The following is a 12,145-nucleotide window of genomic DNA, read 5'->3' as shown; positions in this document are numbered from 1 at the left end:
ATTAGCCAGTTCATTTTCTAGGGCAATCTGTTGTAGCTTTGCGGCTTGTACATCATTTTTTGTTTTACCCCAGTCAAATATATCCCAGTTTGCAATTATGTTTAGGCTATAGATGGAGTTATCGGCGTATGGGTTATTGTTCATATCGAGGTTTTGACCATTGCGGTTGTAGTTTGCCTTTAATTGTACCTGAGGATAATAGCTAGACTCTACCATACCTACTTGAGCTTTGGCTTTGTTAATTGCAAATGATAGTGCTTTAATATCTGGACGGTTGTCTGTTTGAGCATAAAGTGAGTCAAGGGGTGTTTTTAAGTTAACAACATCCGCTACCTGATCAAATGTATGTGTTTTATCAATGGGCTCGTTGAGCAATTGGTTTAGCTGAGCTATAGCGTTTGTTAAGTTAGCATAAGCTTGTTTTAGCTCTTGCTTTGCATTTGAGTAGGCTACTTGTGATTTTAGTAAGTCTACTTTTGGGATAAGACCTTGTTTATAGAAACTTTCTGCGTCTTTTAAGTGTGATTCATACTGGGCAACAGCAAGCTGCCTAGTTTCTAGTATCTTTTGGTTATATAGGACGTTGAAGTAAGCATTTTTTGCATTTGTTATAATTTGGTTTCTTATTACTTCTAGGTTTGCCTGAGAGAATGATTCATTGTACTTTGCATACTTGTACTTGTTCAACAGATAAAAGCCTGTAAATAAAGGCTGTGTTATTGTAACATTCCACTGATAGTTATTAACAGAGCCCATAATCAATTTATTGCCGTTTGCAATCTGGTATGGTGGCTGATCAAGTCTTGTATATGAGTAATTTGTAGATAGGTTTGGCAAAAAGTTTTTAAAAGCACTTTGCTTTGACTCTTTTGAAGACTCATAGAGCGATTCGTACTGCTTTATCTGATAGTTGTTGTTTGAGCTTAAAGACTGCACTTCGCTTAAAGATAAAGCGTAAGAAGTATTTGCAAATAAAGCTAAGACCGATATGGAAAACAGGGTTTTTCTAAGGTGCATGAAAGAACCTCCCTTCATTTTGGTTATTATAATATCACTTATTATTTTGTCAATATATTAATTAATCATTTTTAGGATTTAAGCATTATTAAGAGTTTTTGTGTACCTTTATTAAGCTTTTTCAAGCTAGGCAATTAGCTAAAAAACATACAAGAACGTAAAAAAAAGCAACTTTTAAAAAATGCATCTTTAATAATACTCTTGAAAAATCTTATTTTGGCATACATTATAGACAATAGAAATAAGGTGTGTAAAGAGCTCTTAAATTTTTAGTACTTAAAAAATCTTTTGAATCAAACAAAAGTTTTTGTTTGATTGATCAGGAGGCTTTATCGTGAACACTACAAGAGAGTTTCAAAAATTTATTGAACAGGCTCTTGAAGAAGCAAGCAAGGAAGTTTCTTCACAGATTACCTATTGGGATGGCACAACCAAACATTTTGGGAGTGAACCGCACAAAATAAGTATAAAAATAAATGCTAAAAATGTACTTGAAGATTTATTTAGTGACTTGAGCTTGGGTTTTGGAGAGCACTACGTAAGCCAGAATATTGAAGTAACTGGAAATTTAAAGGATTTGCTGTATCTTGAAAATTTCATAAAAAAGAACAATATAAGGGTACCTGCAAAAACAAAACTTGCCATTGCAGTAAATAAGCTTTCAAATATAAATTCAAAAAAGGGCGCTAAAAAAAATATATCTTACCATTATGACTTGGGCAACGATTTTTTTGGTTTGTTTTTGGATAAAAGCTATACGTATTCTTGCGCTTACTTTAAAACTCCAGATGATAGTTTAGAGACTGCACAAAACAATAAATATGAACTTATATGCAGAAAGATCTACTTAAAAGACAATGATAAAGTTGTAGATGTTGGTTGTGGTTTTGGTGGTTTTTTGATATATGCAGCAAAGAGAAACAATATAAAAGGCTTAGGCTGCACTATATCTAAAAACCAGTATGAATTTGCAAAACAAAGAATAAAAGAGGAAGGCTTAAGCGATAAAATAGAAGTTGTTTATGAAGACTACAGGAACCTAACAGGGACTTTCAACAAATTTGTTTCAATAGGAGCATATGAGCATATTGGGAAAAATTATGCTGATGTGTTTTTTAGCAAACTCAAGGCCATTCTAGAGTCAGGTGCGCTTGGGCTTTTGCATACAATTGGGCATAATGAGCCACTGCCTACTGATCCATGGACGCTTAAGTATATATTTCCCGGCGGATACTTGCCTTCTTTAGAAGAATTGGTTAAAAGACTAAGGAAGAAAAAGTTTTATATTATCGATATAGAAAACCTAAGGCCTCACTACGCCAAAACAATTGAACACTGGATAGAGCATTTTGAAAAAAATATAGGCAAAGTCAAACAGACGTTCGACGAAAAGTTTATTAGAATGTGGAGGTTGTATTTAAATGGTGCCTACGCTTCCTTTAAGTGGGGTGATACTCAACTTTATCAGATAGTCTTTTCAAAAGGCCAAATTCAAATACCTTTATACAGAGGCCAAATATACAATAATTGGAAAGCAAATGTATGAAAAAGATTGTTTATTTGGTTAGAGCCATGTCCATGTTAAGCGTCAGAAAAAAAAGTTTTTGCGTTGAGTTTGCAAAAAATTTTATAGATTACTGCCAAAGAAAGCGCAACTAGACTTATAATAAAACAGTGGGCAGCGGTTTTTTTAGTTATTTGAGCTTATTTGTTTTCAATTGTTATATAAATTTATAGGGTTAAGATACGTATGTGTTTAGTTGTGTTTGCCTTAAACAAAAACCCCAAATACAAACTTATATTAGCAGGCAATAGGGACGAATACTACGCAAGAAAGAGTTTGCCATTTAAGTGGTATAAATCTGAAACTGATGAGTTGCTATCTCCAAGGGATTTGCTTGCACTAGGCAGCTTTTTTGGTATAACAAAAAATGGTAAATTGGTTTTTTTAACAAACTATAGAAATCCTGATTTATTTAAAACTAGCGCACCTTCTAGAGGGCGTATTGTATGGGACTATTTAACTGCTAATGTTGACCCAAAAAGATTTATTAGGAGTACAAATCCTGTTTTATATAATCCATTTAATTTAGTATTTGGCAGTATCGATTGCCTTTACTACTTTTCTAACATTCAAAATCAACTTATGCGAATAAAAAGTGGCTTGCATACCCTAAGTAATAGTTTACTGGATATATCGTGGCCTAAAACAAAGAAAGCCAAAGCTGCATTTGAAAATGACATTCTCTACGCGCAAGACAAAAAATTAATGATAAAACAACTATTTAAAATTTTATACGACGATACAGTATTTGAAGATAGTCTCCCATCTACAGGAATTGATTTAATGCAAGAAAAAATGCTCTCGTCTATATTTGTAAAAAGCAAGAATTACGGTACACAAACTTCTTATGTTTTGCTTATAGACTACAATAATAATGCTGTAGTTATTGAAAAGAACCATATCCTTCAAACAAACAATGAGTTTCATTTCTGTATTAGCCCAAAAGGTGTGACTTGAAAACCGCACCTTTCTGTGGTGAGTAGTAGTGTTCATCGTTTTAATCTTTTTTTTGTTACCCATTGATTCATAAATAATTGACTTATTTTAAAGCAAAAGTATAATCGTAAAAAGGAGTTTTTTATGGAAAATATTTGCAAAAACTTAAAAAAAATAAAGAGCGAAATAGAAAGTTTAAATCCTGATGTCAAATTAATGGCAGTATCAAAAAATTTTAATCTTAGCGTTGTAAAAAAAGCATATGAATGCGGCCAGCGTATCTTTGGTGAAAATAGGATGCAAGAGGCGATTGCAAAAATAGAATTAGCAAAGCAAGATAATTTAGATATCCAGTGGCATTTAATAGGTCATCTGCAATTAAATAAAGCAAAAAAGGCTGCAATGTATTTTGACTATATTGATAGTATGGATAGCTTAGAACTTGCAGATAAACTAAATAATTATGCATTTTCACAAAACAAAATTATAAATATAATGCTTGAAGTTAACATTGCAAATGATCCTAAAAAATTCGGTTTTTTTAAAAATGATGTTTTAGAGGCTACAAGAAGTATAGTTAATTTGAAGAATTTAAAATTGCACGGACTTATGTGTATTGGTCCTCAAGCTGATGAGGTTGAAATCAGAAAAGCTTTTAGAGATATGAAATCGTTGTTTGAAGATTTAAAGAAAAGCTTTTGCCCTGATTTAGCCGAGCTATCAATGGGTATGAGTGATGACTATAAAATCGCTATACAAGAAGGTTCAACTATAATACGTATTGGACGGGGAATTTTTGGAGAAAGAACTTAGTTTAATGGGTCAAATTACTCGCTTTAGCGATTTTCTTATACTAATTGCAGTAATTATAATACTTACGGTTTTAATTGTTCCACTGCCGCCTTTTTTGCTTGATTTTTTTATAACAATTTCGTTTGCTTCTGCACTATTGATATTTTTTGTTAGCATTTATACACAAAGACCACTTGATATATCCACATTTCCTACAATACTTTTGACTGTCACCTTATTTAGACTATCGCTTAGTATTGCAACCACAAGAGCAATTTTGCTACATGGTGCTCAAAGCGCTGACGCAGCAGGTAAATTTATAAAAACTTTCGGTTATTTTGTTGTTGGCGGGAGCTATATTGTCGGCTTTATAATATTTATTATCTTAGTAATAATAAACTTTGTTGTAATAACAAAAGGTGCTGGCAGAGTAGCTGAAGTTGCTGCGCGCTTTACGCTTGATGCTATGCCTGGAAAGCAAATGAGTATAGATGCTGATTTGAATTCTGGCATTCTTACTGAAGTAGAGGCCAAAAAACGCAGGCAAGAAATTACAAAAGAAGCAGATTTTTATGGTGCCATGGATGGTGCAAGCAAGTTTGTAAGAGGCGATGCAATTGCAGGCCTTTTAATAACTTTTATTAACATAATTGGCGGAATAATAATTGGTGTTCTGCAGCACAACATGAATCTATCAGAGGCAGCAAGCAGGTACACGGTGCTTACAATTGGCGATGGCCTTGTGGTACAGTTGCCTGCGCTTATCATATCAACAGCAGCTGGTATTGTTATTACAAAAAGCTCAAGCGAAGAAAGTCTTGCGCCAGACCTAATAAATCAACTTACAAAACAATATAAAGCACTATATCTATCTGCTGCAATACTGGGGATTTTGGCTTTGATTCCAGGCATGCCACATATTAGTTTAATCTTTTTAGCACTGATTTTTGCATATTTGGCATACTCTATTTCTCAAAAGAAAATTCAAGAAAAACTTGAAGAAGAAAAAAACATCCAAGAACAGGCAAAGGCGCCAATTGTTGAAGAAAATATCGAAGAAGCTATGAAAATTAATGTACTTGAACTTGAGATAGGCTATGGCTTGATACATCTAACAGAAGAAGCCGAAGGCGGTAATCTGCTCAATAGAATAAAATTAATGCGGAAGCAACTGGCGTTAGATATTGGCGTAATAATTTCCTCTATCAGGATAAGGGACAATCTCACATTAGATAAAAATGAATATATTTTTTTAATAAAAGGCATTGAAGTTGGTAGATATAAAATTGAACCAGATAGACTCCTTGCTATGTCACCTGCTCCATTAAAACAAATAGAAGGCATTTCTACAAAAGAACCAGCGTTTGGTTTGCAGGCAATATGGATTGAAAAAGAAAAGAAGAATGAAGCAATAGTAGCAGGATACACAGTAGTGGATCCTGTAACGGTAATTATCACGCATATAACCGAGCTTATTAAAAGAAACATTTACGACATATTTACCAGACAAGATGCAAACAAACTGCTTGAAAATCTAAAAGGTGATTACCCCAAAGTTATAGAAGAGTTAGGACAGTATTTATCGCTTGGACAAGTACATAGGATATTAAAAAATCTGCTTAAGGAACAGGTGCCTATTAGAGATTTATTAACAATTTTTGAAACGCTTGCCGACTGGGCACCGCACACTAAGGATTTGGATTTACTAACAGAACATGTAAGAAGTGCCCTAGCCTATCATATTACAAACAAATACAAAAATGAAAACAATGTGTTAAATGTAATACTATTGGGCTCTAGTGTAGAAGGCGTGTTAACTGCAAACATTAAAGAAGAAAATGGTTATTCATATATGAATCTTCCACCAAATATTGGTGATAAGCTTATGCAATCCACACAAAATCAAATTGCAAGAGCCGCAGAAAATGGGATTGAGCCTATAATTGTGACCTCACCAAGAGTCAGAAGGCATTTTAAAGCTTTTCTTGATAAATTCTTCCCAAGGATTATTGTTTTGTCTTACTCAGAAATTGCCAATAATGTAGAAATTAAGACGATAGACACAATTGAATTATGATAATAAAAACATTCGAGGCAAACAATCTTCAAGAAGCTATTAAAAAAATAAAAAAAGAGCTAGGCGAAGAAGCTGTAATTTTATCTACAAGAAAAGTGCGTAAAGGTTCATTTTTTTCTTTTTTTAAAAGAGAGGTTATTGAAGTTACAGCTGCTATCGAGCATCCAGAAAGTACCAAAAAAAAAGATTTTGCTAATTTAATCGAGTCCAAACAAAACGACCAATCCAAACAAGACCTTGAAAAAAAGATACAAGATTTAGAAAATCTGTTAAAAAATGCTACAAAAAATCCCTTACAAGAAGTGGTAGAAAGTATTAAAAGTGACCTAGACAACCTAAAAAGCAGCCTATCATACATGGCAAAAAAAGAAGGTGAGATTGATATTTACAATTTGCCCATTTCTGTTCAAAAGTATTTTAATTTTATGAATGAAAAAGGTATAAACAAAAAATATTCTTTTAAAATATCCAAAGCTCTTTATGATAATTTGTATGCCGAAAAACTCAAAGATGACAACTACACTATTGATTACCTAAGCGTTCTTTTGTCCCAGTTTTTTAAGACAGTAGAGCCAACTGAACAAATAGTCGTATTAACAGGTCCAACCGGTGTGGGCAAAACAACAACTATAGCAAAACTTGCAGCAATAGAAAAGTTAAAAAACAAAAAAAAAGTAAGCATCATAACTACTGACACTTACCGCATAGGCGCCGTTGATCAACTACTTACCTATTCAAAAATTATGGAAATACCTATGCAGGTATGTCTTGGAAGAGATGATTTACAAAAAGCCATAAATGAATTTAGTGGTTATGACAAAATTTTTATTGATACAGTTGGTCGAAGTCAAAAAGATATTAAGCGTCTTGAAGAATCATTTAGTTTATTTAATGATCAAAATGGTATGCATATCAGTTTAGTTTTAGCTTTAAATACTAAAGAAGAAGACTGTATGGAAATTTATGGTAAATTTTCTAGACTCAAGATTGATAGTTTGTTACTTACTAAATTAGACGAAACAAATACACCTGGCACAATGCTTAATTTTGCTGTTAAAACAAAAAAACCCATTTCTTACATTAGTTTTGGACAAGATGTGCCAGATGATCTCGTAAAAGCAGACCCTTTTGGTATATCTTCATTTATTATCAAAAAAGCAAAAATAGAGGGTGAAAATGAATGATCAGGCTAAAAAGTTGAGAGAATTGGTGGATACTAACAAAAAAAACCAAAAAGTCATAGCTGTCTCTAGCGGCAAAGGCGGTGTAGGAAAAACAAGTATAACTTCAAATATGGCTGTTGCGTTAAGCAATATCAACAAAAAAGTAATACTGCTTGATGGCGATTTAGGCCTTGCAAATGTAGATATTGTTTTAGGCGTAAAAACAAATTACAGCATAATTGATGTAATAAATAAATCAAAAAGATTAGAAGAAATTATAGTGGATTATAACCAAAATCTAAAAATTATACCAGCTGGTAGTGGCATAGAAGACATATCAAATGTTTCAGAAAATGACTTAATTGATTTGATGGATAAACTTAATGAACTAGCAAGCCAAACAGACGTGTTGTTGATAGACACAGGCGCTGGAATATCAAAAAAAGTCATGACATTGCTTAAAAATGCGATAGATATAGTTATTGTGGCTACACCTGAGCCTACTTCAATTGCCGATGCTTATGCAACAATTAAGATATTAACTCTAAACTACAAACGCAAAGATATAAAAATGTTTATAAATATGGCAAAAGATAAACAAGAGGCACAAAATGTTTTTAATAACATGAATAATATATGTGAGAAATTCTTAAATACAAAACTTGAAATGGCAAGCTATAGTGTGTTTGATAAAACTCTACCAAACTCAATTAAAAGCCAAAAACCAATTATTCAGTACTATCCAGACTCAAGTTTTTCTATTTCTATAAAAAGGCTTATAAATTACTTTTTCTCTCAAAATATTAAACTTATTGACAATCCAATCAAAATGTTTTTTAATAATCTATTTGGGAGGATGTGATGTATTTGAGTGCCTTTTTGGGTGGTATTTTATCTTTTATTAGTCCATGCATTTTACCATTAATACCAATTTATATTTCATATATTTCTGGTGTTACCATAAAAGAGCTTAAAAACTCCAAGGACAAAAATGTATACAAAAAGGCTATTATAAACTCTATAGCATTTGTATTGGGCTTTAGCGTAATTTTTACACTAATGGGAACAAGTGCAAGCTACATTGGCACTTTAATAGTTACAAATAAGATTTTGCTGGCAAAAATCTCGGGTATTTTAATAATAATATTTGGAATTTTTTATATATTAAAAATCGACTTTATTTACAAATTTTTGCGCATTGATGTAAAAATAAAAAGTGTTAATCTGTTAACATCTTTTGTAATTGGTATTTTATTCGCATTTGGCTGGAGCCCCTGCGTGGGTCCAATTTTATCATCAATACTTGTAATTGCAGCAAATACTGCTAGCCTCTCAGAAGGCGCAATGTTACTTTTTATATACTCACTGGGTCTTGGCATACCGTTTCTTTTGGCTTCTGTATTTATGGGCTTCTTTGTAAACTCATTCAATTTTTTAAAGACAAATTTAGTTACTTATATTATGAGCGTATTTTTAATATCAGTAGGTTTTTATATGTTTTTTAATGGCAGGCTTCCAAGTTTTTGAGAAACAAGATAACCTGTAGAAAATGCTGCTTGTATATTAAATCCGCCAATTGTACCAGCAATATCTAACACTTCACCGCAGAAATACAAACCCTTAACCAGCTTTGAAGCACAGGATTTTGGATCAACTTCTCTCAAAGATACTCCACCTTTTGTTACAAAAGCTCTTTCGAAACCACATAATTCTACAGTAACTTTATAATTAAATATCAAGTTCAATAATAAATTCAAATCTTTTTTGGAGACTTCTAATATTTTTTTCTTGATAAATGGTATTTTTTCTGACATATTTTCTGCGAACCTTTTTGGTAAATATTTTTTAATGATAGATTTTAAATTCTTATTTTCATCATTTAGATCTTTTAGCAAATGTTCCTTATCATTTCCTAAAAAATTGATATAAATTTTATCACCATTTTTTGTGTAACATGATAAATCTAAAATAGTTGGGCCACTCAAACCAAAATGGGTAAATAATAAATTTCCACTAAATATTTTATTTTTGTATTTAATTTCAACATTATCTAAAGATATGCCATCTAAATTTTTGAATAAATCATCTTTAATACAAAATGGTGTTTCAAAAGGTTGTGTAGGAGCGATGTTATGTCCAAAGGACTTTGCAAAATTATAACCATCTGCGCAAGCACCTAGTTTTGGGTAGCTCAAGCCACCTGTTGCAATAACAATATTTTTAGCCTCATAAATACTTTTCGTAGTATGCACAAAAAAATGTTTGTTTTGTTCAATTTTAGTTACCCTTTCATATTCATGTATTTGCGCTTTTCTACCTATAATGTAGTTTTTTATCCTTTTTACAAATTCTTCTCCATTTGAATTACTTAAAAATACTTTAGTGTTTTCAATCTGTGTTTTCAAACCAAGTTTGCTTACAAAATCAATCAGCTCTTCTCTAAAAAAAACCCCAAAGGCATCTCTTAAAAAATTCCCATTTGGAATATAAGCTTTTATAAAATCATCTAAATCTGCAAGATTTGTGAGGTTTACGCGAGAATTACCAGCTACGGATAACTTCTTGCCTATTCTTTGCTTATCTAAAACTAATGTATCCTTATTACAAAAACAGGCACAAGCAAGACCGCTTGTGCCACCACCAATAATAATTGCGTTATACAAGTGTTATTTTAACTTTCTTTTTAATTAAACCTGCGTAATAGGATTCATCCAACAAAAGCTGAGATGCTTTTATGCCATTTTCCCCCATATCTACAGTAAGTTTATTTACATACATACCAATAAATTGATCTGCCAGTGACTCTTGCATTCCTCTTGCAAATTGCAATGCGTATTTTACTGCTTCACTTCTATGCTCTAGAGAATACAAAATACTTTTTTGCAATATATCTGATATTAAACTTTTTTCTTCTAATGACTTTTTTATTGCATTAACACCCAAAGGCAGGGGTAATTTTGTTTTTTCAAACCACCATTTACCTAAATCAAAGATATTTTCTAACCCAGATTCTTTAAAAGTAAGTTGGCCCTCGTGAATTATAAGGCCAGCTTGGGCATCACCATTTATTACATGATCAAATACTTTGTTGAATGGCACAACGAGAGTATCTAGATCTTTACCAAGCAGCAATTGTAATTCTAAAAATGCACTCGTGTAAACTCCAGGTATTGCTATTTTAGACTTTTTAAGTTCATCTAAAGACATTTGTTTTTTTGCTACTATGATGGGACCGTATTTAAAACCCATGCTAGCACCGCTTTTTAGTATATCGTATTTGTCTTCAATTAATGGGTATGCTGCCAAAGAAATAGCTGTAATATCATATACACCATTAAGTGCTTTTTCATTTAATGTTTGGATATCACTTAAAACCTGATCAAACTCGTAGCCATGTGTCTCTATTGCCTTGATATTTAATGCATAAAACATAAAAGCATCATCTGAATCTGGGCTATGTGCCAGTGTTAGTTTCTTCATCTTACCTCCTTTTTTAGTTATTATAACACAAATATTTTTTTTATCAATTTTTTAACAATTTTCTTGACTTCAGTGGTTATGTTATATAAAATCATTCATAAGATGCAAAAAGAATTAGAAAAAACCAAAAAAGCTTATTTAGTAATAGATGATGATTTGCTTGCAAAAATCTTACAGTATATGCTTAGTGCTGATGGATGGTCTGTGGAATGGGTTGATGACCCACGCCAAATAAAGGATGACATAATAAACTATAATTTTATCATTATTGGAAACCACAAAGGTGTTACAACAAAAGTAAAACTTGCTGAAGCTTTCTTAGAAAAAATAAATACTAGCAATTTAGGGCCAGGTTTTGTTAGGCCATCTATTGTCATTTTAAAAGATGACTTAGACATTATACCAAACGGTAAAGATATAATAGCTATTTCATATCCATCTTTCCATAAAGAAATATTTACAGCTATCTTAAATATTGATAACAAACTAAAAACATTAGAAAAAATAACATTTGATAATTATAAAGAAGTTAGACTGGGTGAATTTTTAAATTCCATTAGAAGCAATCAAAAAATTAGTTTTTTAGTTGATAATAAACTGCTAAAGATTCTTATAGTAGGCAGCGAGATAAATTTCTTACACTCTGATTTTAATAATTTTTACGATATATTCAATTATTCAAGCCTTTATGTTTCTCAAGATATAATAGAAATATCAGATTTATCAAGTATATCGAATGAAAATACCCCTCGCATTAGTTTAAAATACTTTGTTTGGGAAGGTATAAAAAATATTACGAATAAAGATCACTTAATGGCACTTTTACCTAAAGATAGAGGTATTATAAATGTAAAAGCACCGTTATATGCTGTAAAAAGTTCCTTATTACCTGGTAGCAATTTAGATATAGAGTGGTTAACAAATAATTCTGATATAAGCCTTGACAAAATAATGAGACGCTACAACTATGACATAAAAGTTTTGCAAAACATTGTAATTATGTATATCCTGCGTATAATCGATTTATCTTCGGATCAAGATGCAAATGTAAAATTTGACGTAAAAATTAAAAAAGGTGTTTTACATAAGATATTAGATAAAATTAGAGGTTTGTAG

Annotated in this window: 11 protein-coding genes; 8 read left to right on the top strand and 3 right to left on the bottom strand. The window is 31.7% G+C overall.

Going from position 1 to position 12,145, the window contains the following annotated elements; translation table 11 throughout:
• Positions 1 to 1,035, bottom strand: a 1,035-nt coding sequence (locus DESAMIL20_RS01925; protein ID WP_143340223.1) for a TolC family protein, incomplete at its 3' end; no start/stop codon positions are given.
• Between the two features lie 316 nt (positions 1,036 to 1,351).
• Here DESAMIL20_RS01925 and DESAMIL20_RS01920 point away from each other — a divergent pair.
• The 7 genes from DESAMIL20_RS01920 to DESAMIL20_RS01890 all read left to right on the top strand — a co-directional run bounded on the left by DESAMIL20_RS01920 (position 1,352) and on the right by DESAMIL20_RS01890 (position 9,076).
• The gene (locus tag DESAMIL20_RS01920) at positions 1,352 to 2,563 is read left to right on the top strand and encodes an SAM-dependent methyltransferase (RefSeq protein ID WP_158090483.1); all 1,212 of its coding nucleotides are present in this window, start codon (positions 1,352 to 1,354) and stop codon (positions 2,561 to 2,563) included.
• Positions 2,564 to 2,767: 204 nt separating this feature from the next.
• Positions 2,768 to 3,538: an NRDE family protein gene (locus tag DESAMIL20_RS01915; protein ID WP_086033197.1), complete on the top strand. Its 771-nt coding sequence runs from the start codon at positions 2,768 to 2,770 to the stop codon at positions 3,536 to 3,538.
• 123 nt (positions 3,539 to 3,661) lie between these two features.
• A complete protein-coding gene (locus DESAMIL20_RS01910) occupies positions 3,662 to 4,330 on the top strand; it encodes a YggS family pyridoxal phosphate-dependent enzyme (protein ID WP_086033196.1) in 669 nt (222 codons plus the stop codon).
• Positions 4,314 to 6,386 carry a flagellar biosynthesis protein FlhA gene (gene flhA, locus DESAMIL20_RS01905; RefSeq protein ID WP_204218551.1) on the top strand — a complete coding sequence of 691 codons (2,073 nt, stop codon included), beginning with the start codon at positions 4,314 to 4,316 and terminating at the stop codon, positions 6,384 to 6,386. Before DESAMIL20_RS01910 ends, flhA begins: the two co-directional genes overlap by 17 nt.
• A complete protein-coding gene (flhF, locus tag DESAMIL20_RS01900) occupies positions 6,383 to 7,570 on the top strand; it encodes a flagellar biosynthesis GTPase FlhF (RefSeq protein ID WP_086033195.1) in 1,188 nt (395 codons plus the stop codon). The genes flhA and flhF overlap by 4 nt, the downstream gene beginning before the upstream one ends.
• Positions 7,563 to 8,411: a MinD/ParA family protein gene (locus DESAMIL20_RS01895; RefSeq protein WP_086033194.1), complete on the top strand. Its 849-nt coding sequence runs from the start codon at positions 7,563 to 7,565 to the stop codon at positions 8,409 to 8,411. The genes flhF and DESAMIL20_RS01895 overlap by 8 nt, the downstream gene beginning before the upstream one ends.
• A 5-nt stretch (positions 8,412 to 8,416) precedes the next feature.
• Positions 8,417 to 9,076 carry a cytochrome c biogenesis CcdA family protein gene (locus DESAMIL20_RS01890; protein WP_158090482.1) on the top strand — a complete coding sequence of 220 codons (660 nt, stop codon included), beginning with the start codon at positions 8,417 to 8,419 and terminating at the stop codon, positions 9,074 to 9,076.
• On the opposite strand, the gene DESAMIL20_RS01885 is transcribed toward DESAMIL20_RS01890, so the two are convergent.
• Both DESAMIL20_RS01885 and DESAMIL20_RS01880 read right to left on the bottom strand, forming a co-directional pair.
• A complete protein-coding gene (locus tag DESAMIL20_RS01885) occupies positions 9,040 to 10,212 on the bottom strand; it encodes a BaiN/RdsA family NAD(P)/FAD-dependent oxidoreductase (RefSeq protein ID WP_086033192.1) in 1,173 nt (390 codons plus the stop codon). The genes DESAMIL20_RS01890 and DESAMIL20_RS01885 overlap by 37 nt on opposite strands.
• Positions 10,205 to 11,029 carry a menaquinone biosynthesis family protein gene (locus tag DESAMIL20_RS01880; RefSeq protein ID WP_086033191.1) on the bottom strand — a complete coding sequence of 275 codons (825 nt, stop codon included), beginning with the start codon at positions 11,027 to 11,029 and terminating at the stop codon, positions 10,205 to 10,207. The genes DESAMIL20_RS01885 and DESAMIL20_RS01880 overlap by 8 nt, the downstream gene beginning before the upstream one ends.
• Before the next feature lie 78 nt (positions 11,030 to 11,107).
• Between DESAMIL20_RS01880 and DESAMIL20_RS01875 the strand changes: the two genes are divergently transcribed.
• Positions 11,108 to 12,145 (top strand): hypothetical protein, encoded by a 1,038-nt coding sequence (locus DESAMIL20_RS01875; RefSeq protein ID WP_158090481.1) that lies wholly within the window; start codon positions 11,108 to 11,110, stop codon positions 12,143 to 12,145.

The organism is Desulfurella amilsii (assembly GCF_002119425.1).
In the GTDB taxonomy this organism is placed as follows: Bacteria; Campylobacterota_A; Desulfurellia; order Desulfurellales; family Desulfurellaceae; genus Desulfurella; species Desulfurella amilsii.
Note: the sequence above shows the minus strand (reverse complement) of the source record. Positions and strands in the feature narration are given on the sequence as shown.